The organism is Algibacter sp. YIN40 (assembly GCF_057219435.1).
On the sequence record NZ_JBXVVC010000001.1, the window covers coordinates 420758 to 446980 of the forward strand.

At 31.6% G+C, this 26223-nt stretch carries 28 protein-coding genes; 10 read left to right on the forward strand and 18 right to left on the reverse strand.

Annotation, left to right across the window (positions count from 1 at the left end; all coding sequences use genetic code 11):
* From AC2D6V_RS02025 to cyoE, 7 genes are all read right to left on the reverse strand, one after another.
* Entirely contained in the window at nucleotides 1-531 is a 531-nt protein-coding gene (locus AC2D6V_RS02025; RefSeq protein ID WP_484646372.1) for a DUF420 domain-containing protein, read from the reverse strand.
* Nucleotides 524-1279, reverse strand: a complete 756-nt coding sequence (locus AC2D6V_RS02030) for an SCO family protein (RefSeq protein ID WP_484646373.1) — start codon at nucleotides 1277-1279, stop codon at nucleotides 524-526. The genes AC2D6V_RS02025 and AC2D6V_RS02030 overlap by 8 nt, the downstream gene beginning before the upstream one ends.
* Nucleotides 1272-1991 carry a hypothetical protein gene (locus tag AC2D6V_RS02035; protein WP_484646374.1) on the reverse strand — a complete coding sequence of 240 codons (720 nt, stop codon included), beginning with the start codon at nucleotides 1989-1991 and terminating at the stop codon, nucleotides 1272-1274. The genes AC2D6V_RS02030 and AC2D6V_RS02035 overlap by 8 nt, the downstream gene beginning before the upstream one ends.
* 99 nt (nucleotides 1992-2090) lie before the next feature.
* Nucleotides 2091-2471: a cytochrome C oxidase subunit IV family protein gene (locus AC2D6V_RS02040; protein WP_484646375.1), complete on the reverse strand. Its 381-nt coding sequence runs from the start codon at nucleotides 2469-2471 to the stop codon at nucleotides 2091-2093.
* A 20-nt stretch (nucleotides 2472-2491) separates the two neighbouring features.
* The gene (locus AC2D6V_RS02045) at nucleotides 2492-3472 is read right to left on the reverse strand and encodes a cytochrome c oxidase subunit 3 (RefSeq protein ID WP_484646376.1); all 981 of its coding nucleotides are present in this window, start codon (nucleotides 3470-3472) and stop codon (nucleotides 2492-2494) included.
* A 138-nt stretch (nucleotides 3473-3610) separates the two neighbouring features.
* Nucleotides 3611-4192 (reverse strand): cytochrome c oxidase subunit 3, encoded by a 582-nt coding sequence (locus AC2D6V_RS02050; protein WP_484646377.1) that lies wholly within the window; start codon nucleotides 4190-4192, stop codon nucleotides 3611-3613.
* A 2-nt stretch (nucleotides 4193-4194) separates the two neighbouring features.
* On the reverse strand, nucleotides 4195-5088 hold the full coding sequence (gene cyoE / locus AC2D6V_RS02055; RefSeq protein WP_484646378.1) for a heme o synthase: 894 nt from the start codon (nucleotides 5086-5088) through the stop codon (nucleotides 4195-4197).
* A 148-nt stretch (nucleotides 5089-5236) separates the two neighbouring features.
* Between cyoE and AC2D6V_RS02060 the strand changes: the two genes are divergently transcribed.
* The gene (locus AC2D6V_RS02060) at nucleotides 5237-6103 is read left to right on the forward strand and encodes an MBL fold metallo-hydrolase (RefSeq protein WP_484646379.1); all 867 of its coding nucleotides are present in this window, start codon (nucleotides 5237-5239) and stop codon (nucleotides 6101-6103) included.
* Nucleotides 6104-6162: 59 nt separating this feature from the next.
* Here the strand turns inward: AC2D6V_RS02060 and AC2D6V_RS02065 are convergent, their stop codons facing one another.
* From AC2D6V_RS02065 to gcvH, 5 genes are all read right to left on the reverse strand, one after another.
* Nucleotides 6163-8262: a gliding motility protein RemB gene (locus tag AC2D6V_RS02065; RefSeq protein ID WP_484646380.1), complete on the reverse strand. Its 2100-nt coding sequence runs from the start codon at nucleotides 8260-8262 to the stop codon at nucleotides 6163-6165.
* A gap of 179 nt (nucleotides 8263-8441) precedes the next feature.
* A complete protein-coding gene (locus tag AC2D6V_RS02070) occupies nucleotides 8442-9233 on the reverse strand; it encodes an energy transducer TonB (RefSeq protein ID WP_484646381.1) in 792 nt (263 codons plus the stop codon).
* 126 nt (nucleotides 9234-9359) lie between these two features.
* Nucleotides 9360-10082: an energy transducer TonB gene (locus tag AC2D6V_RS02075; RefSeq protein WP_484646382.1), complete on the reverse strand. Its 723-nt coding sequence runs from the start codon at nucleotides 10080-10082 to the stop codon at nucleotides 9360-9362.
* Between the two features lie 59 nt (nucleotides 10083-10141).
* Entirely contained in the window at nucleotides 10142-10519 is a 378-nt protein-coding gene (locus AC2D6V_RS02080; RefSeq protein WP_484646383.1) for a VanZ family protein, read from the reverse strand.
* Nucleotides 10512-10892 carry a glycine cleavage system protein GcvH gene (gene gcvH / locus AC2D6V_RS02085; protein WP_484646384.1) on the reverse strand — a complete coding sequence of 127 codons (381 nt, stop codon included), beginning with the start codon at nucleotides 10890-10892 and terminating at the stop codon, nucleotides 10512-10514. Before gcvH ends, AC2D6V_RS02080 begins: the two co-directional genes overlap by 8 nt.
* 323 nt (nucleotides 10893-11215) lie before the next feature.
* On the opposite strand from gcvH, the gene AC2D6V_RS02090 reads away from it, so the two are divergent.
* The 5 genes from AC2D6V_RS02090 to AC2D6V_RS02110 all read left to right on the forward strand — a co-directional run bounded on the left by AC2D6V_RS02090 (nucleotide 11216) and on the right by AC2D6V_RS02110 (nucleotide 15445).
* Nucleotides 11216-12139 carry a sensor histidine kinase gene (locus tag AC2D6V_RS02090; protein WP_484646385.1) on the forward strand — a complete coding sequence of 308 codons (924 nt, stop codon included), beginning with the start codon at nucleotides 11216-11218 and terminating at the stop codon, nucleotides 12137-12139.
* Nucleotides 12140-12166: 27 nt separating this feature from the next.
* Nucleotides 12167-12856, forward strand: a complete 690-nt coding sequence (locus tag AC2D6V_RS02095) for a LytR/AlgR family response regulator transcription factor (protein ID WP_484646386.1) — start codon at nucleotides 12167-12169, stop codon at nucleotides 12854-12856.
* A 31-nt stretch (nucleotides 12857-12887) separates the two neighbouring features.
* Nucleotides 12888-14030, forward strand: coding sequence for a methionine aminotransferase (locus AC2D6V_RS02100; protein ID WP_484646387.1), 1143 nt, complete (start codon nucleotides 12888-12890; stop codon nucleotides 14028-14030).
* A 211-nt stretch (nucleotides 14031-14241) separates the two neighbouring features.
* On the forward strand, nucleotides 14242-14649 hold the full coding sequence (locus tag AC2D6V_RS02105) for a hypothetical protein (protein WP_484646388.1): 408 nt from the start codon (nucleotides 14242-14244) through the stop codon (nucleotides 14647-14649).
* A gap of 16 nt (nucleotides 14650-14665) precedes the next feature.
* Complete coding sequence (locus AC2D6V_RS02110) at nucleotides 14666-15445, forward strand: amidohydrolase (protein ID WP_484646389.1); 780 nt, start codon at nucleotides 14666-14668, stop codon at nucleotides 15443-15445.
* On the opposite strand, the gene AC2D6V_RS02115 is transcribed toward AC2D6V_RS02110, so the two are convergent.
* Nucleotides 15432-17042, reverse strand: a complete 1611-nt coding sequence (locus AC2D6V_RS02115) for an Ig-like domain-containing domain (protein ID WP_484646390.1) — start codon at nucleotides 17040-17042, stop codon at nucleotides 15432-15434. The genes AC2D6V_RS02110 and AC2D6V_RS02115 overlap by 14 nt on opposite strands.
* A 190-nt stretch (nucleotides 17043-17232) precedes the next feature.
* A complete protein-coding gene (locus AC2D6V_RS02120) occupies nucleotides 17233-17910 on the reverse strand; it encodes a ComF family protein (protein WP_484646391.1) in 678 nt (225 codons plus the stop codon).
* Between the two features lie 98 nt (nucleotides 17911-18008).
* Between AC2D6V_RS02120 and AC2D6V_RS02125 the strand changes: the two genes are divergently transcribed.
* Together AC2D6V_RS02125 and AC2D6V_RS02130 are read left to right on the forward strand one after the other, a co-directional pair.
* Entirely contained in the window at nucleotides 18009-19550 is a 1542-nt protein-coding gene (locus AC2D6V_RS02125) for a glycine--tRNA ligase (protein WP_484646392.1), read from the forward strand.
* 125 nt (nucleotides 19551-19675) lie between these two features.
* Nucleotides 19676-20497 carry a DUF6503 family protein gene (locus AC2D6V_RS02130; RefSeq protein ID WP_484646393.1) on the forward strand — a complete coding sequence of 274 codons (822 nt, stop codon included), beginning with the start codon at nucleotides 19676-19678 and terminating at the stop codon, nucleotides 20495-20497.
* Here the strand turns inward: AC2D6V_RS02130 and AC2D6V_RS02135 are convergent.
* Both AC2D6V_RS02135 and AC2D6V_RS02140 read right to left on the reverse strand, forming a co-directional pair.
* Nucleotides 20487-20954 (reverse strand): Lrp/AsnC family transcriptional regulator, encoded by a 468-nt coding sequence (locus AC2D6V_RS02135; RefSeq protein WP_484646394.1) that lies wholly within the window; start codon nucleotides 20952-20954, stop codon nucleotides 20487-20489. The two genes, AC2D6V_RS02130 and AC2D6V_RS02135, sit on opposite strands and share 11 nt — an antisense overlap.
* A 92-nt stretch (nucleotides 20955-21046) precedes the next feature.
* Complete coding sequence (locus AC2D6V_RS02140) at nucleotides 21047-22411, reverse strand: saccharopine dehydrogenase family protein (protein ID WP_484646395.1); 1365 nt, start codon at nucleotides 22409-22411, stop codon at nucleotides 21047-21049.
* Nucleotides 22412-22523: 112 nt separating this feature from the next.
* On the opposite strand from AC2D6V_RS02140, the gene AC2D6V_RS02145 reads away from it, so the two are divergent.
* Both AC2D6V_RS02145 and pckA read left to right on the forward strand, forming a co-directional pair.
* The gene (locus tag AC2D6V_RS02145; RefSeq protein ID WP_484646396.1) at nucleotides 22524-22925 is read left to right on the forward strand and encodes a DUF423 domain-containing protein; all 402 of its coding nucleotides are present in this window, start codon (nucleotides 22524-22526) and stop codon (nucleotides 22923-22925) included.
* 57 nt (nucleotides 22926-22982) lie between these two features.
* Complete coding sequence (gene pckA, locus AC2D6V_RS02150; RefSeq protein ID WP_484646397.1) at nucleotides 22983-24599, forward strand: phosphoenolpyruvate carboxykinase (ATP); 1617 nt, start codon at nucleotides 22983-22985, stop codon at nucleotides 24597-24599.
* An 87-nt stretch (nucleotides 24600-24686) separates the two neighbouring features.
* Here pckA and AC2D6V_RS02155 read toward each other — a convergent pair whose 3' ends face one another.
* Both AC2D6V_RS02155 and AC2D6V_RS02160 read right to left on the reverse strand, forming a co-directional pair.
* On the reverse strand, nucleotides 24687-25436 hold the full coding sequence (locus tag AC2D6V_RS02155; RefSeq protein WP_484646398.1) for a uroporphyrinogen-III synthase: 750 nt from the start codon (nucleotides 25434-25436) through the stop codon (nucleotides 24687-24689).
* A 22-nt stretch (nucleotides 25437-25458) separates the two neighbouring features.
* On the reverse strand, nucleotides 25459-26106 hold the full coding sequence (locus AC2D6V_RS02160; RefSeq protein WP_484646399.1) for a DUF4271 domain-containing protein: 648 nt from the start codon (nucleotides 26104-26106) through the stop codon (nucleotides 25459-25461).
* Between the last annotated feature and the right edge of the window lie 117 nt (nucleotides 26107-26223).

Here is a 26223-nt window from a genome sequence, read left to right on the forward strand (position 1 = left end):
TTAAAGGTAGTATGGTGAAATCATAATATAAACAACAACACCACTTACTGCTACATATAGCCACAGCGGAAACGTAATTTTTGCTATTTTTTTATGTTTCTCAAAATTATTAGTTATAGCTCTTACATAGGTTATTAAAACAAAAGGTATTACCGCCACAGACAGTATGATATGGCTTAACAATATGAAAAAATAAATTGACCTATATTCTCCCTGGTAACTCGTTGAATCACTAGTCATGTGGTATAAAATATACATAGTCAAGAATAATACTGAAAGTGTTATCGCAAATTTCATAAGTCTTTCATGAAATTTTCTATTTCCTTTCTTTATTTGAAATACAGCAAAAATTAAAACCAAGGCCGTAATACCATTTATTGTCGCATAAATTGGTGGTAAAAAAACCGGTAATTCAATATCTATTTTTATACCGAAAAGCGCTGCAACTGCAGCTGGAATTATAATAGATAAAGCAACAATTAATTTGTTGTACTTTTTATCATCTAAAATTTCAGGTTGTTCTTTATTCATTAAGCAGTTTTTTAATATCTTCTTTTAGAGAACTAATTTCTTCTTTTACACCATCATCATCAACTTTTTCGGCTTCAGAAACGATGCCTCTATAATATATTATTGGGTTTCCAAAGTCATCTTGTCTTGAACGTATAAAACCATTTTTATCAATTAAGGCGAAATTTCCTGAATGTTCAAAGCCGCCTTCTACATTTTCATTTTCAGCTGTATAAATATAAAAACCTTCGTTGGCTAGTTTATAAATAGCCTCTTGTGCTCCAGTTAATAAATGCCAATTCGGATTTATAACTCCGTAATGTTCTGCGTAATTTTTTAGAATTTCAGGTGTATCGTAATCCGGGTTTATAGTAAATGATGCCACACCAAAATTCTCAAAACCTTTAAATGCATTCTGAATTTGAATTAAATTAGCATTCATCTTAGGGCATATAGTTGGACAGGTTGTAAAAAAGAATTCTACCACATATACCTTACCTAAATAATTTTGATTGGTAATTGTTTCTCCATCTTGGTTTGTAAAACTAAATGGTGGCACTTTTCTTTTAACACCATTGTTTTCAATGAAAACTAAAGCTTCTGAATCGACTACTTTATTTTCTTCTTTCAAATCGCTTCTACTTTCTTGTCTGGAAATATCATTATTCGATATTCTATCAATGATTCTTGGTATAAAAATGATTCCAAAAACCAAAATAATAAAGGCAATCCCTATGTATGAATAATTTGTTTTTTTTATTTTATTCATAAGTCTCTAATTTTAAATCATCTGCTCTTCTAGTATCAGAATTAAATTGTCCTTTTCTTTTCTGACGATACTCGGTGAATAATATCCGTAAATCATCACTCATTTTATTCTTGATTTCTGATACTTCAATACAATCATAAGAAAGCAAAGGATACATGGCTTTATTCTTTTCAACTTCTTTATCTGTTCTGTCGTCTATTCTCCCTCTTTGGTTTAAATCTTTATCAACCAAAAAAACCATATCGGTACTTAATTTTTGACTCAAACCTTGTTTATATTCTAAACTTTCAAATACAGCCTGTATTTCTTTTGGACTTCCAAATACGAAATGCCAAAATCTTAAATCTTCATAAGAACTTATTTCAGATTTTAACTTTTCAATAGATTCTTCCGTTCCTATTGGCATGATAATAACCACTTGAAAACGTTTAAATCCTTTAAATTTATCGTAAACTAATTCTTTTAAATTTAATGCTGTTGTGGATTTATCGTTTGGATTTTCACCAAAAAATCCGACTACCGTTATGTGGCCTTTTAAAAGCACTTTTTCTTCAGATTTTGAAGTAAATGTATCTAAATCTGAGATCTCATCATTTACAATATCTAATGGTGTATAGTTATGCGTTGCTGGATATAAAAACAATAAAAAGGTAACTGGAAGAAAGAATAAAATTCCCAAGACAACATATCTGCTAACTTTCTTGTAATCCATTTTTTATGGTGTTTTTACCTATCAATTTAATCTCGTGCAAAAATAAAAAAAGGCGGTTTAAAAACCGCCTTAATATATCTATTTAACTATATATTATAGTTAAAAATCTCTTTTTACAAATCCGTCTTTATAAACATCGAAAACGTATCCGCCTTCTTGTAATAATATAAATATTAAATAAAGAATTAAGAATATAGCTGTCCATACAACCATGCGTCTTAAAGATATAGTTTCATCGCGCATGTGCATGAAATCCCATGTAATATAGTAAGCCTTTACAATAGTTAAAATAATGAATATCCAGTTTAAAATTTTCATCCCTAAAAACATAGCCATTAAAGATTCTGGCTTATAAATTCCCAAAACTACTTCAATACCGGTTACAATAGTTAAAAAGACTAAAACTCCCCAAATTTTTTGAGTATTGGATTTAAACTTAACTAAGCCTCTAAATATTTCTAATTTATGTGCGTGTGCCATTTCTAATTATAATTTTCTTATTAAACTAGGTAGAAGAATGTAAATACAAATACCCAAACTAAATCTACAAAGTGCCAGTATAATCCAACTTTTTCAACCATCTCGTAATTTTTACGCCTTTCGTAAGTACCCAAAATTACATTAAAGAAAATAATGATATTTATAACCACTCCGGAGAATACGTGAAATCCGTGAAACCCAGTTATAAAGAAAAAGAAGTCAGCAAATAACGGCGAACCATATTCATTAACATGCAGATTTGCTCCTTCTACTACGGCTACACCATTCTCCTTAATTTGCCTTAAAGATTCTGATCTAGTCAAAACTGTTTTTTCTCCTGCTTCATTAATTATTTGCGTTCTTACCAATACATTGTCATGAGACTCCAATCCATGAACAACTTCATCAACAGTATATGTTGGTAAAGTTCCTTCTTGCACAAACCAAAGACCATCTTTTCTATTATGTTCAGTTCTATATTTTTCTTCAGCAACTACAAAATCTCGTAAAGCAACTCTGTGACCATCAGTATCAACAAATTGTAAAATATTACCTCCTTTTGTTTGTACAGCACCAAAATCTCCTTGAATAAACGTTGCCCATTCCCATGCTTGAGAACCAACGAATATTAAACCGCCAATAATGGTTAAGAACATGTAAATGGTAACCTTAGCCTTATTTAAATGATGTCCAGCATCAACAGCCAAAACCATAGTAACCGAAGACATAATAAGGATAAAAGTCATGAAAGCTACATAAATCATAGGTAGCTCTTGACCATGTAAAAAAGGAACGTGTGTAAACACTTCATCGGCAATTGGCCATGAATCTATGAACTTGAATCTTGAAAAGCCATAGGCCGCTAAAAAACCTGAAAATGTCAAGGCATCAGATACAATGAAAAACCACATCATCATTTTACCATAACTTGCATTTAGTGGTTTATTTCCGCCACCCCAAGTTTTACCTTCTGTTCCAGTATTTACAACTGTAGTACTCATATATGTTGGTTGTTATTTAAAAGTTGCACAAAAATACTCAATTTATTTATCTAAAGAAACATCCAGCTATAAATTATACACACTCTAAATAAAAGTACATCGAGATGTTACTTTAGACCTTGAAATACCCAATAAAAACTATCTAAAAAAATATAAAAACAAAAAGAGTAACACCCATAGTACATCTAGAAAATGCCAAAAGGTTGCTGCTAGTTCAAATCCTAACATATTTGTGGATGTATACTTTTGTTTAAAATGATTATAAATTACTACTAACAAACAAATTAGACCTACCACAACATGCAAAATGTGCATAAATGCAATTATAAAGATAAATGTCATGGTAATATTACTAGTTGGGCCCGTAAAATGATAACCATCTCCTATTATCTCGTTAAAAGCCGAAAATTGATTGTAAATAAAGGCAAACCCCAAAACGAGTGTTGCCAATAATAACCAAGTAACTTGACTTCTCTTGTTATTTTTTAGCGCTTTTCCAGCGAACACAAACGTGACACTACTAACTACAATTATTAGTACACTTATTATAAATGCATGAGGTAAATCGAAATCTTTCAACCAATCTGGTCTCGATTTACTCACTATATATGCACTTGTCCATCCAGCAAACGACATTATTAATGAAATAATACCAAACCAAAGCATCATCTTTTTAGCTCTGCTATTTTTTTCTTCTAAAGTGCCTTGTGTTAAATCCATAACTACCTAATAAATTTATCAATTACGTATACTATTTGTACTAATGAAATATAAGAAACACTCACTAGCATTAATTGTTTTGCAGCCTTTTCAGTCATTAATTTAAATAAACGAATGGCATAATAAAACATCCATAAACCTAAAAGAAAAACAATAGCAGCTGAGACAATCGATAATTCTAAGCTTCCGGTAAACCCAAAAACAGGGATTATTGATACTATCAAAGTCCAGATGGTATACATTATTATTTGAACTGCAGTTCCTTTATCTTGCTTTCCTGTCGGAAGCATAAAGAATCCTCCTTTTTTATAATCTTCGAATAAAAACCAGCCAATGGCCCAGAAATGGGGAAATTGCCAAAAGAACTGCAACGCAAATAAGGTTCCTGGTTCAATACCAAAATCGTCTTTAGCTGCTACCCACCCTAACATAAACGGGATTGCTCCTGGAATGGCCCCTACAAATACCGCCAACGGTGTTTTCGTTTTTAAAGGTGTATATACACAGGTGTACAAAAAGATTGAAATAGCACCAAACATAGCTGTTTGCTTATTAATAGTGTAAAGTATAATGACTCCTAACAACGTAAAAACAGTAGCAATAATGAAGGCTGTATTCACAGACATACGTCCCGCTGGGATAGGTCTGTTTTTGGTACGACTCATTAAAGAGTCCAAATCTTTTTCTATAATCTGGTTGAAGGCATTTGATGCACCAACCATAAAGTAACCACCTAAACCTAATAACAATAGAGTTTTGTAGTCAACCGTTTCTACTCCCAATAAATAGCCTGCAATAGACGAAAAAACAACACTTAAAGCGAGTCGCATTTTAGTGATTTCCTTAAAGTCTGAAATTACCGAAGATGTTGCTAATGAAGATTTTGATTTACTCAATGGTCTATTTGCTTGTTCGCTTTCTATTTGCGAGTGCAAAGATACTTTATTACAGCATTTTGAGCAATGCTTTTTAACTGTTATTTAATTCTCACTTCTGAAATAAAAAGTCGTATTTTTAATCAATATAACATCAATTAAATTCATTATGAAACTTTATAAATCTATCTCGGCATTTTTAATCTTTGGTTTTATATTAAGTGCTTGTTCCCAAAACAAAGAGGTCACAATAAAAACTCATAAACTGACTGAGAACATTTATATGCTAGAGGGGCAAGGTGGAAATATCGGTATTTCTATTGGTGAAGATGGTGTATTAATGATTGATAGCCAATTTGCAAAATTGACACCGAAGATTCTTGAAGCTATAAAAGCGTTAAGCGACAAACCTATCAAGTTTTTGGCAAATACGCATCACCACGGAGACCACACTGGTGGCAATAAAAATATCTCGAAACTTAATGCCAACATTATAGCTCATGATAATGTCTATAAACGTGTAAAAAATAATAAAAGACAATCTGATGAATCCTTGCCTACCATCACTTTTAACGATAAATTAAGCCTTTATATTAACGGCGAACAAGTTATCGCTATGCATTTTGATAATGCCCATACTGATGGCGATAGCATGCTTTATTTTACTGAAAGTAATGTGTTACACACAGGTGATGTATTCTTCCATAATCGGTACCCATATATCGATTTAAATTCTGGCGGAAGTGTTACAGGTTATATCGATGCTGTTAAAGACGTATTGATACTTATAGATGAAAACACTAAAATTATACCTGGTCATGGAAGCATCTCAAATAAAAAAGAATATGAAACTTTTTTAAAAATGCTAATAGACTTAAAATCGAACGTATTAACTGAAATTAAAAATAGTAAAACTGAAGAAGAAGTATCTTCTAATGCGTCTTTGACAAAAACATACGATGATTTAAATTATGACTGTTGCTATATTTCTTCTGAAAAAATGAGACGTACGCTTTATAAGAGTTTGAAAGAGTGATAACTATATTCAATAAGATTCCTTCCTGTTAGTTCTCCTGATTCGGAGGAATAACAAATTTAAAAATCAAAATACCAATTAAATAAGTCGGTTCTAATACCAAAATTAAACCAAACAGTATCACTTTTAAAAGTAGAGGTCGTTGTGCTTTCTGGATTAAAGTTTCTAAAGGTAATATCCGTAAATATTTTAAGGTTAGATGCTGGGTTAATTAAATATCCAGCTTGTAAATTACCATAAAATGTTTTCGCTTTTATACCTTGCCCAACTTCAACACCTGTATTGAAAGGTCTTTCATTATAATTCCTATAGATATCACCGCCATAACTAAAATTATCTACGCCATCATTAAAGTCCAATCCACGAGAACCAAAAATAATTTTAGCATTTGCATACCATCTATTGTAATGATAACGACCAATTAAAACTGTTTCACTAAAGTTAGCTCCCCATAAGTGTGCCATAGACTGGTTATTATGACCATAATTCAGAATAACCGTATTATGAGAATACGTATAAGGACGAACACGATTGTATTCTAACTGAAGTAATAAATTATCAACCTTAAACGCATTGAAATATTTAACTCCTAATTGATAACCAAACTTATTTTTCCAACTTTTCTCACCACCTTTTACATCATTTAGAGAGAATTCATCTAAGACAAATTGGCTATAGGCATAAATATTATCTTTAAATTTATATTTCGCTGAAGCTCCTAAAATAGCATTTCCAGCTCCTTGGCCGGTTTCAAATTCAATGGCTCGATAAAAAATAACAGGATTTAAATAATTGATGTCGAAGCCGCGTTCGTTGGTATTTGTCCACAAAACCGATTCAAAGAATCCTAAGTTTAATCGTTTAGACACATTCCAACTTAAATAATGATTCGCCATATACTTTGTTAAAAATGCGCCATCCTCAGTCACTTCTGGTCGAACATCTTTCAACCACATCCATGTATTGGTATATTTAATTTTCCAAAATTTTGTGTTTAATTTTAAAAATGGCCTCGGGCTTGCAACATCACTTAAAAACAAAGAACGATAGCCATCTCCAATAAAATTTTTGCCATGACCAAACTGAATATTAATAAACTTAGCCGGAGCATAAGACAAATAAGCCTCCGCAACTGGATAATCGTAGGAATCACTTTTAAAACTCTTGGCTATACCACGTCCAGGAATAATTGCAGGATCCGGACCAAAGGCTTTTAAACTTTCTGCATACGTATTAACGTATTGTGCAAAACGCCCTTGACTTTCAAAAACAGCTGTATAAAAATTGAACTTTTTTCCCAATCCACCTTGTACCAAAAAACCACGTGTATTGTTGTAAGTCGAACTAAAATCGGCATCAGTATCTTTTCCAACTTGCAAGTCGAAAATAGGATCGATTGTAAACCAATAATCCTTTCCTTGTAATTGTACTAAATGCTCATTCCATAGCTTTTTACCTGCCCAAGTACTTGTTTCTTTCTTTAGTTTATCCTTTTCTACTTTAAAATCGTAATACTTCGCAACCTCATCGTATACAAATGGTTTTGAGGCAGAGTGACTATTTGTGCCAATAACATTTATATTTCTATCAAATCTAGCATAATCGCTATGCGTAAATGGAATATTTAATTGACTTGAATACCCTTTATTTTCAAAAGGTATCAATGTGGCATTAACGCTGTCAAACTCGGCTTTTGCTTGTTGTTCTAATTTAGATATCTCATTTTCTTTAGCTAAATCTTGAGACACCGTTTCTTGATTTACCAAAGGAATCTTAATCGGCATAGAATACTGCTTATAAGTTTTTCGCCCATTATATGTTGCTGGTTGAATTTTAGGAAACATATCAAATACCCGTTTTGTTTCATCTTTCAACTCGCTATAAATAGCATCAACATAGATTACTCGAAATACCCCTGTCGTATCTACTTCAAAAAGTACGACAACTTCGCCTTTATAACTTTCGTCTAGAGCTTTTTGAGGCACTTTAAAGTTTTCATAAATCTTTTTAAACACATTAGTGTCAAAACATTTTTGAAGTGAGTCAATCGTGATGTTTTTACATTCTGAAAATACAGGCGGCTTCTCATTAAAAGGAGTGCTTTGTGCGGAGATATTATATTGAACTAAAAGTAGGAGTAGTACAACGAATCGCTTCATGGTATTTTGTTAAGCATTGATTTAGAGCTGAAAGATACTATATTTTTTTAGATTCGGTAACCGTTCGTTTATTTGAATTTGAATCAATATTTGTAAGAAAATGAAACAAACAGGAGCCAAGAAAAAACCGTTACTAAATTAACATTAATAACGGTTTAATATCATAAATACTTTAATGTTTAATAATTCTCGACTTGAAAAATGATAGGCAGACTATAAATCACTCCTACATTTTTGTTATTTTGCTTTCCAGGTGTCATTTTCGGGATAATACCGATAACTCTTTTCGCTTCTTTATCTAATTCAGGATGAGGGCCTCTAGTTATAATATCCGCAACATTTCCTGTTTTGTCTATTTTAAAGGTAACATTTATACGTTGTCTTCCTGATAACCCATATTCACTTCCAATACCCGTATCAAATTTTCTTAAAATAAGCTTAGAAATTTTCTCGGACATGCATTTTTTTCTATCGTCATTTTTTTTGAATCTTTCACAACCAGGATAAATAGGAACGTCATGAACTAAAGATATAAGCACGTCCACTTCTTCCTCAATTTCAATTACTGATGGTATTTCATTTGGTGAAAGAGGATTTCCTTTTGATTCTGGTTCAGTAAAAATTTCAGGAGTTTCTTCAACACTAGGATCTTCAAAAATAACAGGTTCCTTTACAAGGATAGTTGGTTTCTTTTTAACTTCTTCTTTCTTAAACTCTTCTTCAAAAACTTTTACAACATCATTAAACACGTATAAATTATCGTCTTCAATCGTTGGCTTAGGTATTTCTGAAGGAACGTTTGTTTCAAATTTCATTTCAAACAAACCATAGGTAAATAACAAACAGACTATTAATCCAATTTGGAAATAGAGGGTTGAGTTTTTTTGTAAATTTACATCATGCTTTTGTGATTTTTTCGCGATATGCTCATTTTGCCGAATGAGTTCGCGAGACTTCTTTGAAGTTCTCATAATAATTAAAGTTTAAATGCTAATGTTATGATAAAATCACAATAAGCATACCAAAAAAAGAAATCCCGATACAAAATTTGTAACGGGATTTTAATTTATTTGGTTGTTCCTTTAGAGGAATACTTCTTAATCTTGCACTTGAAAAATAATCGGTAATGAGTATGGAACTGTTACAGCTTTACCACGTTGTTTTCCTGGTTTCATTTTTGGCAGTAGATTAATTACTCTAGCTGCTTCTTTTTCTAATCCCGGGTGTGGTGCTCTTGCACGTACTCCTGTTATATCACCCGTTTTACTGATTTTAAAAATAACATTAATACGTTGTCTACCTGATAAACCTAAATCGCTAGCTAATTCTGTATTAAACTTTCTATTAACAAATTTTGAGATTTTTTCAGACATACAAGCTTTCTTAGCGTTGTTTCCGCTTTTGTTTTCACATCCTGGAAAAATTGGCACATTTTCAATAACTGCAAATGGAACTTCTATATCTTCATCTACTTCTTCTACCTCTACTTCTTCCACCTCAACTATTTCTTCTTCCTGATCAGTCTCGGTCGATTCAATTACTGTTTCCTCTACCTCTTCTTCATCTTCTACAATCTCGATAACCTCTGGAGCTGCAGGCGGTGGTGGTGGTGGTGGTGGAGTTTGAATTTGTTCTGTGATTGGAATTTCTTCATCATCTAACTCATCTAAATTCAATTGTCCAATATCTATATTAGACTTATCATACGTTTTGTAATTGATAGCGTAGTTTGTTAAAAACAACATTAAAGCTAAACCAATTGCGAAATACAGCGAACTGTTACGTCCAACATTTGCTTTAGGATTTTTCTTAGGTTCCATATCTTATTGTTTTATCAGGATTGCTAAAATAACCATTTATTTGTTAAAAAAACAAGCGATTATCTCTTTTTAACTTCTTTTATGTTATAAACTATTAATACAAATACAGCAATAATAATACCAAAGGTGTTTGCCCCAACATCGTAAATATCTGAAACTCTGCTTTCTGTTAAACATCCTTGAAGTAATTCAATAATGACGCCAATAATAAAAGAAAATATCCCTGAATAAATAATTGCTTTTGTTATTCCTATCTTATACTTGTGATAAAAAACAAAATGCCATAAAATAGGCAATACAAAATACGCCAAAAAATGAAATATTTTATCATTAAAGGAAGTTCCTAAATCTGGTAATTTTCCTAGTTTAATCAGGCTTAAAGAGACTAAAAAAGCCGTGTATAAAACAGCAAAAAATAAAGCGTGTTTTTTAAGCACCTATGAGTACTTTATAATCATCAGCAGACATAAGTGTATCTGTTTGTGACATATCAGAACATTTTAGTTTTATCATCCAACCATCACCATAAGGATCTGTATTCACAGTTTCAGGCTGGTCCTCTAAAGAATCATTGAATTCAATAATCTCTCCAGACATTGGTAAAAATAAATCCGACACTGTTTTAACTGCTTCTACTGTTCCGAATATTTCTTCAGCATCTAAAGTTTCATCAACAGTTTCAACTTCTACGTAAACAATATCACCAAGTTCGCCTTGAGCAAAATCTGTAATTCCAATAGTAGCTATGTCTCCTTCTATTTTAACCCACTCATGGTCCTTAGTATATTTTAATTCTGATGGTATATTCATTATATTTCTTTATTTAGTTTTAGCAAATGTATTTATTCAAAATTAATTATCAAACCTCAATGTATTAATAAAGCACTATTTTTAATTCAAAATAAAACTTCTAGCATATTATTTAAAAAATTCCAATGGTTCTTTCTTTAAAAACAAAAAATAAAATCGATTCTAGCAAAACAATCCGGCTATTAAACAAGTAGTTCGCACCAACAAACATGAGTTTTGTACATTTCTTTTGACAGTTCAAGCTTTTCTAGTTAATTTTCAAGAACTATATGCAAATTCTAAATAAATATATTTCTCAAGCTCTAGTTCACATCCTCTTCTGGATGCTCTTTGTATTTGTATCACTCTTTTTGTTTTCAGATTTTTATTGGAAAGAAAATCCGTTTCTTCAGTACTTAACCCTTTTAATAATCATAGTATATATTAATAATTTTTTACTCCTACCCTTTTTTGTTAGAAAAAAACTATACGTTTTATATGTGTTTGTTTTTGCCACTGTTTCATTTTTAGCAACTCAACTCTATTGCTATTCTTTTGCACAATGTGGATGTTCCGTTTTTAAATGCTTAAGTGATTATTTATGGCAATCTTTAGTACCTCTTATTTTCTTTTCTTTTATCTGGGTATTATATCGGTTTATTGATAAACAAGAAGAGGTTGAAATCATTAAAAAGGATCATGCCGAAATGGAATTAAAATTTCTAAAATCGCAAATAAATCCTCATGTATTATTCAATAATTTGAATACTATTTATTCCTACTCTTTAGAAAAACCAAATGAAACGCCAGATCTTGTTTTAATGCTTTCAGATAATCTAAAACATGTTTTGTATGAAAGTAATGAGAAAACAATTTCTCTAAAAAAGGAAATAAGGTTTATAGATAATTATATAAAATTTCAAAAAATCCGAACCGAAGGTGTTAAACAAATTAATTATTCAACTAATATTGATTCTTTACAACATAAAATTGCGCCATTATTATTAATCACCATCATTGAAAATGCTTTTAAACACAGTACTTTAAATAGCCATATTAATATAAACATAGAAGTTAAAAATGGGGTCTTAAATTTAATGTGTGAAAATAATTTTGATGAAAATAAAACAAGCTCATCCGATTTAAAAATTGGCTTACAAAATCTAGAAAAAAGATTAGAACTCATTTATAAAGACGTGTATGAGTTTAACATTAATAAGTCAGAATTATTTAAAGTGACGCTAAGCCTTAATTTGACAAAAATCTAATTAATTGACACTTTTGAAAACCAGCATATGAATTGTATCATTATAGAAGACGAAATACCTGCGCAAAAAATTCTAAAAAGTTTTATTGCTAGAATACCAAGTCTCAAATTAATCTCGACGTATCAAGCTGCTATTGAAGCCAATTCATTTTTAAATAATAACGCCATCGATATTGTTTTTTTAGATATTAATTTACCCGATATGTCTGGGCTTGATTTTATCAAGACTATAAAAAACCCTCCTGCTATTATTATCACTACAGCATATCCAGAGTATGCTGCAAATAGCTTTGAGCTTGACACCATTGTAGATTATTTGGTCAAACCCTTTTCATTCAATCGGTTTTTTAAGGCTGTAAACAAAGCCAAAGACAGACTAGAAGGAAATAATAATACCTCTGATGATAATGAAGAAACTATCTTTTTAAACGTCGACAAAACGCTTCATAAAATAATTATAAACACTATTCTCTATATTGAATCAGACAGGAATTATATTACGGTAGTTACCGAAAACCAAAAGCTCTCGTACATTGATTCTTTGAAAAATTGGACAATAAAGCTTTCAGATAATCAATTTGTTCAAGTACATAAATCCTTTATTATCAATAGTAAATTTGTAGATAAAATTTCAGGCAATATCATTTTCGTGAAAACAAATAAAATTCCTATTGGTAGAACTTTCAAACAAGAACTACTTCATAAATTAGGCGTGTGAATTTTTATTGGAAGTCTGTATCTTTACATTTATGCAGCATATTTCTAAACTCCCAAACGTAGGCACAACAATTTTTTCAATAATGAGTCGGTTGGCTAAAAAGCATAACGCAATTAACTTATCTCAAGGTTTTCCAGATTTTGGTAGTGACCAAAAACTTATAGACTTAGTTGCTAAGGCCATGAATTCTGGTTACAACCAATATGCGCCTATGCCTGGTAATTTAGAATTGCGTGAAGCAATTGCAAATAAAATGGCTCTCCTATATAATTCAAGTTACCATCCAGAAAATGAAATAACCATTACTGCCGGAGCGACACAAGCTATTTTTACTATTATTAACACCTTTGTAAAACCAAACGACGAGGTTGTTATTTTTAAACCAGCCTATGATAGTTATGAACCTGCAGTAAGACTTAATGGTGGAAAAATTATTCCCATTCAATTGGAAGCTCCCGATTTTGGCATAAACTGGAATACTGTAAAACAGAAAGTTAATAGTCGCACAAAAATGATTATTATCAATACCCCTCACAACCCATCTGGGATGGCGTTCTCTAAAGAAGATATGCTCCAGTTACAAAGCATCACAAAAAACACCAACATTATAGTGCTTAGTGACGAGGTGTATGAACACATGATTTATGATGAAGAAAAGCATCAAAGCGCCTGTTTATTTCCTGATTTAAAATCAAGAAGTTTTGTTGTAGCGTCATTTTGCAAAACCTTCCACAATACAGGTTGGCGTGTTGGTTATTGTTGTGCACCCAAAGAGTTAATGGCTATGTTTATACAAGTACATCAATTTAATGTGTTCTGTGTTCATCATCCCACTCAAAAAGGCATTGCAGATTATATGCAAGAACCCAACCATTACTTAGAACTCTCTGAATTTTACCAGAAGAAAAGAGATTTGTTTTTGAGTCTAATTCAAGATTCTAAATTTAAATTTAAACCCTCAAAAGGCACTTACTTTCAAGTTTTAGATTATTCTGAAATTACTCAAGAATATGATGTTGACTTTGCCAAACGAATGACCATTGATTTTGGTCTCGCATCCATTCCCCTATCTGTTTTTAATCATAATAATTTAGATAATAAGGTATTACGATTTTGTTTTGCCAAAAAGGATAACACATTAAAACAAGCTGCAGAAATTTTAAATAACATTTAGCAAACTACCCAGATGCAAGCCCACAAGGTATTCAAAAGGAAAATGTATTATCGTTTTCTAAACAATTACCGAGGATTTAAATCTCGATTATACAGTAACTTTTTATAAAGTTTTGTGTCCAAATAGCAAGTTTAATTTTATAACACAAAAATTATGAAGTTTTTAATAACACTATTGTTTATCGGTTTTGGCTTTTTACTAAGCTCAAGAAGTGAATGTTAATGGCGCAACTTACGACGTTAAAAAAGAAAAAATCTTTAAAGGTGATGTTGATGTAACCGAAACTTTATCTGTTGAGGAAAGAAGACAAATTCGAACTACTTTCAACAATAAAATGTCTCGAATTAAAGAAACTGAAGAAACTCAAAAACAACTAGAAAAGGCAGGAAAAGACCAGAAAAAAGCAGAAAAGAGACAAAAAAAGGCAGAAAAAGCGTTAAAAAAGAGAAAAAAGGCGCAATTAAGTTTTGATAAATCTGCAAAAAAATATCAAGGAGCTATAAAAAAGTATGAAAAATTAAAAAAGAAAGGTAAATTGTCTCCTGAAGATGAAGCAAAATGGCTTGAAAAGATTGAAAAATTCGAAAAGTCTCACAATACGGCTAAAAAGAAACTATAAAAGGCATAATTACTAAATGCAAAAGCAGCTTAATATAGCATTAATTCAATCTGATTTAGTTTGGGAAAACCCTGAACTTAATCGGATTAATTTTACCAAAAAAATTGAAACAATCTCTGGTGATCTAGATATTATTGTATTACCCGAAATGTTTGCCACAGGATTCACAATGAATGCTTCTCAAGTTGCAGAATCGATTGATGGCGCCACTGTTAAGTGGATGCGAGAGCAAGCCAAAAAAATGAATGCTGTTATTACTGGAAGTTTAGTAATAAAAGAAAATAATAAATATTATAACAGATTGCTTTTTGTTGAACCTTCTGGATATATTTCGACTTACAATAAACGACATACTTTTACGCTCGTTGGTGAGGACAAAGTTTATACAGCAGGCTCTGAAAAAGTGATTATAAATTACAAAGGCTGGAAAATATGTCCGTTAATTTGTTATGATTTACGATTTCCTGTTTGGGCAAGAAATGTAGCCGATTATGATGTTCTAATATATGTTGCCAATTGGCCAAAACCCAGAGTGTCTGCATGGGATGCTTTACTAAAAGCACGTGCCATAGAAAATATGAGTTATTGCATTGGTGTTAATCGCTTAGGCAAAGATGGACTCAATAGTGAATATTCAGGGCACTCCGCAGTATATGACGTATTAGGAAATACGTTAACTTCTTTTCAGCCAAATAAGGAGCAAATAGAAATTGTTACTTTAGAAAAAAAACATATCGAGACTTATAGAAATAAACTAAAGTTTTTAGATGATAAAGATGATTTTACTCTTGAATAAATTGTAAAGTCTCAATTAATCCCCAATCAGCTCGAACCTCTTCCGTCATTTCAAAATGACTTACCCGCTCTGGTTGTGTTTTTTTTAGGTAGTTGCCTGTGTCGTATTTTTTATTTCCGTTGGAATCAAAAACAGCCCGAACAAAATATTTCCCTGGATTCACATTTAAAAAGTCTAAAGGCTTGTTTTCTATAGCATAGCGTTCTTCTTTCACTTCGCCTTTTTCATCAGTTAATTGAACAATAATAGGATATACTGCATTCACCAAATTAAACCGTATATAACCAAAATCTGATAGCTTTTTTGTGTTAACCGAATAATTTAATGTATCATTCTTTACATCGAAAAACCCAGTGAAGGCTTCCGGCAATATTTGAATATTATATCTATTCTCTTCAGTTTTCTCAAAATCTATAGCATAAATATTGGTAATACTATCAAACTTTGAAGTGAATGTGACCGCAGTGGAATCTTTGTCTATAATGGCCACTTTAGAAGCATCAATATTCTTAAACGGTGTGCTTCCAAAAATTTTGATGGAATCATCATAACCAATACTTCCGGATGGGGAAATATCTAAAGTTAAAGAATCACGTTTCTGTTCGCTAATTCTAGCTGTAAACTCTTTTTCGAAAGTTGGATGTGACACTTTAAAAATTAAAGAATCTACTTCTTGTCTTGGTGTATACCAATAATAAAGCGAATCTGTTTCTTTATCTTTTGTTATTCTATATGAAAAGTCTTCTGATACATCTGAGAGTATTTCAATTCTCATGTCCTTATAATCGCCTTCATATCCAAAAGCTATTTTTTCGCCAGAAATTAATCGAGGTCTTACCGCTTTAAAGTCTAAATCTTCATTAAACAATTTTAGAGTATATACAGAATCTGTTGGCACATCAATTGGTGTTTCATAAAACCCAATTTGGTCTGTTTTTTGTTGAAACTTATTATCGCCATTACTATCTTTTAAAGCTACTAACAAATACTTTCCTTCTTTTATGTTTTCTATAGTAAAAGTGGTTAAACTATCTAAAGTATTAGTTATGTACTTAGGTGTTTCTTTATAAACTATGGAATCACTAAATGTAGAATCTACTTCATAAAGGGCAACAGAAACAAAGGTTTCTGGTTGTCTTTTTGTTGCGTCAACAATATTTCCTTTAACAGTTAAAGAATCTATATAATCACCCGTCGAGAACACATATCTGTAATATGAATAAGGGTTTCCTTCATTATTATCTTGTATGCTGTTTCCAAAATTAAAAGCATAGGTCGTATTAGGTTGAAGCGTGTCGTAAATTTTAACTGTAATAAACTTGTTAGCACTCCCTATTGGTTTAATCTCCGGTTGTGTTATCATAGGTGGCGAAATAATTAGTTGCTTTTGTAAATCTTTTAGCTTAACAAATTCATTAAAATAAATCTTTATTTCATCACCTTTAAAATTAGTAGAATAGTTTTCAGGTTCAGACTTTATTATTTCTGGAGGCAATTCATCTTTCGGACCCCCATCTGGTGTTCCTCGGTTAGCGCAATTGATAAAAATAGCTCCTACAGCTACTGCTAAAATAAAATTTGAAAGGGTCTTATTCATCAACAATTTTAAATTTCCAGCAAAAGTACATGAATTTTTTTGTTCTGGAATTCTTAAAAACAGAATGAAAAAAATTCATGTACTAGCGAAGCGGTTACTAAAGTGAAACAAAATTTTCTATTTTTTCAATCTAAATTTGATTCTTCACAGAAGAAACCTACATAATTTTAAAGAGATAACGAATAACTCTTTAGGCTATTGCCATAACTGCAATGCTAATTTTAATATTGTTAGCTTGATTTAGTACATTTATACAAGCTTCCAGGGTTGCTCCTGTTGTAATAATATCATCAACTAAAAGAATATGTTTATTCTCAATTGCATTCTTATTTTGGAGGGTGAATAACTCGTCACTTTCATTCCATCTAGCAAATCGTCTTTTATTTACTTGGGATTTGGTATTGGTGATTTTTAAAAGAGCATCATCAACATATTTAGCATTTAAAGCTTTTGCAATTTGTTTACCAAATTTGGATACCTGGTTATAGCCTCTCTTTTTTAATTTCTTTTTATGCAAGGGTACAGGAATTACCAAATCTATAGTATTGTAATGTTCAATAGTTTTTAACTCGCCTCCAAGCCAATCTCCAAGTAAATATCCGATATTTTCATATCCTATATATTTAAGTCCATGTATTAGTTGTTGTACAGTGCCCTTTTTCTCAAATCTAAATAATGCTGTGGCTTTTTCAACTTTAACACGTCCAAAAAAAACTTTTAAAACTGTATCATCATCATTAAAATGAAAGTTAGTTACTGGTAAATCGTGTCTACAATTAATACAAATTGTATCCTGATTGTCCTCTAATAAATTAAGACAAGCATAGCATATTTTTGGAAAGAATAAGTTTACTAGAGATTGTATCATAAATTTCTAAGGTCATGACATGTAAACATAAATAAAAAATTACTTAATTTTTAACGAACAAGGCTTTTAGTTTCAAGTGGTTTTTTATTTTTGCACCTATGGCAAATCAAGATGATCAATTTAAGAAGGTAATTTCGCATGCAAAGGAGTACGGATACGTATTTCAGAGTAGCGAAATATATGATGGTTTAAGCGCAGTTTACGACTATGCCCAAAACGGAGCAGAATTAAAAAAGAATATACGCGACTACTGGTGGAAAGCCATGGTGCAAATGAATGATAACATTGTTGGTATTGACGCTGCAATTTTCATGCACCCAACTACATGGAAAGCATCAGGACACGTTGATGCTTTTAACGACCCTTTAATTGATAATAAAGATTCTAAAAAACGTTATCGCGCCGATGTTTTAATTGAAGACTATTGTGCTAAAATTGAGGCTAAAATTGAGAAAGAAGTTAAAAAAGCGGCAAAGCGATTTGGCGATGCTTTTAATAAAGAGGAGTTTATATCCACCAACGGACGTGTTTTAGGTTATCAAGAAAAAATAAATAGTACGCTTTCTCGAATGGCGAAATCTTTAGAGAATGAAGATTTAGCCGATGTAAAAGCTCTTATTGAAGAATTAGACATAGCAGATCCTTTAACGGGAAGCAAAAACTGGACAGACGTAAAACAATTTAATTTGATGTTTGGGACGAAGCTTGGTGCCTCAGCAGAAAGCGCGATGGATTTATATTTACGCCCTGAAACAGCTCAAGGTATTTTCGTCAACTTTTTGAACGTACAGAAAACAGGGCGCATGAAGATTCCGTTTGGTATCGCTCAAACCGGTAAAGCTTTTAGAAATGAAATTGTTGCAAGACAGTTTATTTTTAGAATGCGTGAGTTTGAACAAATGGAAATGCAATTTTTCATAAAACCTGGTACGCAACAAAAATGGTATGAGTATTGGAAGGAACACAGAATGAAATGGCACTTGTCTTTAGGTATGGGAGCGGATAATTATCGTTTTCATGACCATGAGAAATTAGCGCATTATGCTGATGCCGCTGCCGATATTGAGTTTAAATTCCCATTTGGATTTAAAGAATTAGAAGGTATACATTCTAGAACCGATTTTGATTTAAAAGCGCACGAAGAATTTTCCGGAAAGAAATTGCAGTATTTCGATCATGAAGAAAATGCGAGTTACACCCCTTACGTTTTAGAAACCTCAATTGGTTTAGACCGTATGTTTTTAGCAGTTTTCTCAAATTCGTTGCAAGAAGAAGAACTCGAAAATGGAACAACAAGAACAGTTTTAAAACTTCCAAGCGTTTTAGCACCTGTGAAAGCTGCCATTTTACCATTGGTTAAAAAAGATGGATTACCTGAAATAGCAAAACAGATTGTAGAAGATTTGAAATGGGATTTTAATATAGATTACGATGAAAAAGATGCGGTTGGAAGACGTTATAGACGACAAGATGCCAACGGAACGCCTTTCTGTATTACCGTAGATCATGATACCAAAGAAGATAACACAGTTACCATTCGGCATAGAGATACTATGGAACAAGAGCGTGTAAAAATTGAAGATTTAAGAGCTATCATTAAACAAGAAGTGGATGTGCGTTCTTGGTTGATGAAGATGTGAAATTCTTTTTAGCTTCTACGTTTTGTTACGTTTCATTCTAGAAACCCTATTTCTGTTGTAAGGAATTAACCTTTTTTCATACAAAGTAAACAGCTAAATTTAGCTTTAATTATAATCAACTAATTATGAAACTATATTTAAAAAATGCTTTTTTAAAAGTAACACCATTAATTGTTACTACAATATTTCTTTTTTCTAGCGAAATTAAAGCGCAAAAAGGTGATGAAAAATCATTAGAACTCTTAAATGCTTTGGTAAAAGAAAATGGTGGGTATCAACATTTGGCATCTAAAAAAGATGTAGAATTTAATTATTCATATGACAATTTTGATGCGGGTAAAGATGTGTCTCTAGAACGTCATATATTTCATGGTGAACATTCTTGGGGATTATACAAACACCACGAAAGAAATGTTTTACCAAAACAAAAGGGAACAGCAATTCAATCTTTAGTATATGGAAAACCTGCCTTAACCTTAGAAGGAAAGGTAATTAGTGATGAAAAGGCTATTGAAGGAACGATTTTTTTACGTAAAGTGAATTTTTATTGGTTTACTATGATGTATAAATTAAAAGATCCTGGAACGACATACAAACATTTGGGTACTGAAAAGGTAAATAACGTTCTATATGACAAAGTAAGCCTAAAGTATGATGCTGATATTACTAAAAAAGAAAAAAATGATGAATATATTTTATATTTCAACCCAAACACACATTTAATTGATTGGTTCTATTTTTCTTTACCAGATTGGGGTATTAATGACCCTATTTTAAAAATGACTTTAGAGTACGAAAAGGTAGATGGCGTTTATATTTCTACAGTTAGGAAATCTTTTGCGCCAAATGAAAAAGGGGAATATATATTAAATGGGCAATACATATTTAGCAACATTAAATTTAATAATGGTTTTAAGCCAGAAGATTTTATATTACCTAAATCTTAATTTGTCTTTCTATTTGCTGATCTAAAGAAATAAATGTTTCAGTTCTAGCTACTCCAGAAATGTCTTGAAGTGTATTCAATAACTGCATAAGATGGTCGTTGTTACGGCATAAAACCTTTAAAAAAACATTCCAATTTCCTGTGGTGTAGTGACATTCTAATACTTCTGGAATCCGTTTCAATAATTTAATAATTGTAGAAGCATCACCTGCTTTATCAAAATAAACACCAACAAAAGCCGATGTAGAAAACCCCAATACTTCAGGATTTATAATAAATTTAGATCCAGAAATCAACCCAGATTTCTCCAGTTTACGAAGCCGTTGATGAATTGCCGCTCCCGAAATACCGACATTACGAGCAATTTCTAAAATTGGCGTTCTAGCATCTTCCATTAAAGTCCTTAGAATTTTTTTATCAATACCATCTATAGTTATGGTTTTATTATTTCGTTTCATGCATTTCAATTTAAAACATAAAAGTAATTAATTGGTTTTAAATTGAAATATATCTTTTTAGAATTAGTAAGAATTTAGAGATAATTTTATCCTTAATTATTTAACGGATTATAACCCAAGTATGGTACTTCCTTTTCGTTAAATACAACACCAAAACTTTCAAGTTCTTTTAAAATAGGCTCATACACCTCTCTTGTAATAGGAATTTGAACCCCAGGAGTTGTTATTTTTCTATTTAAAATGGCAAGTGATGCCATTGCAACTGGTAATCCAACTGTTTTTGCCATAGCTGTATACGTTTGGTCTTCACCAAGAACTACCATATTAGAATCAATTTGGTGTTTTTTTCCATTCAATTCATATCCGAATTTGTGATACATAACAATCATATCCTTATCATTTTGCGCAAGCGTCCAGCTATCCATAAGAATTTTTTGAAGTATTTTTGCTGGAGTTGCTTTTTTGAGTTCTACACGTTTATTAGGATTAAAAATATCCAGTTCCTCCAATTTATCCCAAACAATGTCATCTTGGTCGATTTTAAGTGCGTGTCGTAATTTTAACTCTACAGAATCGGTATGACTATAAGGTAAAAAAGCATTTACAAAATCTCTATAACTCATGTTTTCACTATCATCTATAATGTAACTATCATCTGTCATTCCGAGTATAATAAAAATATTCCAAGCACGACTAAAGCCAACACGTCTCATAGTTCCACGATAAAGCGTCTTCACATCATCCAATCCATATACACTTTGATATTTTAATGAATCTCTATTGGCATAGGCTTCAAAACGTCCAAATCCATCAATATGTAAAAATTCTGTTCGTCTAAATAATCTATGATAAGGAATGTACTTATATGTACCCTCCTGTAAAAATTTAGCAGCGCCTCCTTGTCCAGCAGTTACAACATTTCTAGGATTCCAAGTAAATTTATAATTCCACAGATTATTATCACTTTCAGGCGCAACCAAACCTCCCGTAAAGGATTCAAATAAAATTACATTCCCACCCTTATCTCGAATACCATCCAAAACCTGCATCGCACTCATATGGTCAATTCCCGGGTCTACGCCTATTTCATTCATTAATATGAGTCCTTTAGCTTTAGCCTCATCATCTAAAGCCTGCATTTCTGAACTAACATAAGACGCAGTGACCATATTTTTTCCATACAAAATGCAATCCTTTGCTACCTCAATATGAAAGCGAGCTGGAAGCATAGAAACAACGATATCGGCATTTTTTATAGCCTTAGTTCTTATATCAGTATCAAAAACATCGAACTCAATTGCTTCAGCATTTTTATGATCATTAATTAACTTTTTAGCGTTGTTAATACTCAAATCGCCAACAGTTATAAAAAGATTTTCTAAAGTGGACTTATCTAAGAGATATTTTATAAGGTAGGATGATGATTTTCCAGAACCAATGATTAAAATTTTTCGCATTTCGGACTTTGTTAAGTAATTTTGTTTTAACTAATGAAGCTATTAAAAGTGCTTTTTATTTTGCGAATTTAATAAATTTAAAAGGTATTTATTACGAATAATATATATAAATATGAACAAATCAATATTAATTACCGCATCGATTTTTGGTGTTTTAGGAATAATTTTAGGTGCCTTTGGGGCCCACGGATTAAAAGAATTAATAACAGCTGAAGCACAACAAACTTTCGAAACTGGTGTACGCTACCAAATGTATCATGCCCTTTTTTTATTATTTGTTGGTAACACAAATTACTTACAGCCAAAAGGAAAAAAAATAATACTTTATTTAGCTGTGATAGGTCTATTATTTTTCTCAGGCTCAATCTATGGTTTAGCAACTAATTCAATAACAAATTTTGACTTTAAAATGATTGGATTTATAACACCAATAGGAGGCTTACTCTTAATATTAGCTTGGGGCGTAATGCTTGTGAATTTCTTAAAAATAACCCCTAAAAATCATTCAAAATAATGAATGTATTAAAATAATAGTATTAATTTTGCGTGATAAATAATTTATTATAGAAGTATGGGAAATTACGGCCAACTTACGAAAACGATTTCGTTGGAAAAATACGGAATTAAAAATGCGAAAATTAATTATCAATTATCTCCAGACGAATTACACAAAGCTGCTATTAAAAAAGGACAAGGTGTTGAAGCCTCTTCGGGAGCTTTAGCTGTAAATACTGGCGAATTTACAGGACGCTCTCCTAAAGACCGATTTATTGTAAAAGACGATATTACCAAAGATCGTATCTGGTGGGGTGACATCAACATTCCTTTTGATTCAGGAAAGTTTTATAAACTCTATGATAAGGTCGTAAATTATTTATCTTACAAAGATATTTTTGTAAGGGACTGTTATGCTTGTGCAGATGACAATTACAAATTAAACATTCGTGTTATAAATGAATACTCTTGGAGTAACCAATTTGCTTATAACATGTTCTTACGACCTACCGAAAAAGAATTAGAAAGTTTTACTCCAGAATGGACGGTTGTGAATGCCCCCGGATTTATGGCAAAACCAGAAGTAGATGGTACGCGTCAACATAACTTTGCCATATTAAACTTTACAAAAAAAATAGCTTTAATTGGCGGTACAGGATATACTGGGGAAATTAAAAAAGGTATTTTTTCAGCTTTAAATTTTATACTTCCTGTGTTTAAAGAAACTTTACCCATGCACTGTAGTGCAAATGTTGGAAAAGGTGGCGATACAGCCGTTTTTTTTGGGCTTTCAGGCACAGGAAAAACAACACTATCTACAGACCCTAATAGAAGCTTAATTGGTGATGATGAGCATGGTTGGACAAAGGAAAACTCTATTTTTAATTTTGAAGGAGGCTGTTATGCTAAAGTAATTAATCTATCTAGAGATAACGAACCAGAAATTTTTGATGCCATTAAAAAAGGAGCTATTCTTGAAAATGTTATTTTAGACAGTGATGGACATGTTGATTTTGAAAATACTTCCATTACTCAAAATACCAGAGTAAGCTATCCAATTGATCATATAGAAAATATCCAAATACCTTCAACGGGTAAAAATCCAAAAAATATTTTCTTTTTAACAGCTGATGCTTTTGGAGTTTTACCTCCAATATCTAAGCTTACACCTAGCCAAGCAGCTTACCATTTTATTTCGGGATACACAGCTAAAGTCGCGGGAACTGAAGCAGGTGTTGTTGAACCTGTACCTTCTTTCTCAGCATGTTTTGGCGCACCATTCATGCCTTTACATCCATCAGAATATGCAGAAATGCTCAGTAAAAAAATGATTGAGGCTGGTGTTAATGTTTGGTTAGTAAATACTGGTTGGACAGGAGGTCCATACGGCGTTGGAACTAGAATGAAACTAAAATATACACGCGCTATGATTAGTGCTGTTTTAAATGGCGATTTAGGACTCTATAATTACGATAATTATCACATTCATTCGGTATTCGGAGTTGCACAACCAAGAACATGTCCCGGAGTACCAACTAGTGTATTAAGTCCAAGAGCCACGTGGAATGATGATGAGGCTTACTACAAAACAGCCTTTAAATTAACCAATGCGTTTCGTGAAAACTTCAAAAAATTTGAAGCACATTGTAATGAAGAAATAAGACGAGGTGGTCCCCAGCGTTATGCGTTCTAGATTTTAAATAAAAGTGACTAATTCAAAATCAAAAAAAGCGATTTCAAAATTCTGAAATCGCTTTTTTAATATTTTAATTTAAGAGAATTACTTCCCTTTATTAACTTTATCAATATACTTTTTTAACGCCATAGTCATTGAAGGAGTTTCAGGTGTTGGTGCTGCAATATCAACACGCAACCCTTTTTCCTTAACAGCTTTAATAGTGGTATTTCCAAAAACAGCTATGCGCGTTTCATTTTGTTGAAAATCCGGAAAGTTTTGAAACAAGGATTCAATACCTGAAGGGCTAAAAAATACTAGCACATCATAATAAACATTTGCCAAATCAGACAGGTCACTTACTACTGTTTTATAGAATGTAGCTTGCTTCCAATTTACACCTAATCCATTTAATATTTCAGGAACTGCAGGCTTTACCTTATCTGTGTTAGGTAATAAGAATTTCTCATCCTTGTATTTTTTGATTAAAGGAGAAAGTTCAGCAAACGTACGTTTACCAACATAAATTTTTCGCTTTCTATATACTACGTATTTTTGCAAATAATACGCAACCGCTTCAGACTGACAGAAATATTTCATTGAGTCTGGAACTTTAAAACGCATTTCTTCCGCAATTCTAAAAAAATGATCTACAGCATTTCTACTCGTTAAAATAATTGCCGTGTAATTATTCAAATCTATTTTTTGATGTCTAATTTCTTTAGCAGGGACACCTTCAACATGAATAAATGGTCTAAAATCAATTTTCACCTTTTGCTTTTCTTGTAAATCAAAATAAGGAGAATTTTCTATTTTAGGCTCTGGTTGCGATACCAAAATCGTTTTCACTTTCATATGCAGCAAGTAGTTTGTTGTATTAATTCGAAATAAAAACCTTATATAAAATGATATAGGGTGCGATTTCAAGAGCGCAAAGATACAAAATAAAATAAAACAAGTTGTTTTTTATTAAACTTTGATGCGTTTTAAATGAAGTAATTAACCCAATTATATTAACCGTTATTAGTAGAGTCCCTATTATATAAAACAAAACTAATGTTGGGCTTAATGTGAAGATTAGAAGCGCATTAATTGGCAATAATAAAAGGCCTAAATAATTTTTGTAAGTTATTTTTTGAAATAAATATTCATCAATTAATTTATCAATTTCAAAAAGGCTTCCAACTAATCGTTCTACCAAAACTTTTATTAAAAAAAAAGCTCCAATACCAAACGTTAACTTAAACATAAAATTTATTGATATAACAGTAGCATCTATAAGGTATTGATATAAGATAAAGACAAAAATACCTGCAGAAACAATAAGGTTTGTAAACAACAAAGCATCAAACCTATCAAAAAATTTCTGCTCTCTCGCATATATCTTGAGGTACTTAGTACGTCCGAACACAAATACAAAATCGTAAAATCGCTTTGGAGAAACGAGTTTTGCCATGGTAATTATCACTAAACTAGCAACAATTAATACCGTAAACAATTCATTTGAAGAGACAGCGCGAATCATGGGTTAAAATTATTATAAATATTTAATTCAGGCTTAATTATTAGGAAATATTTAAAATAAATAATCCCCTAATAGTTTACATTTGCTAAAAATTATAGGTTTTAACCAAACAGGCCA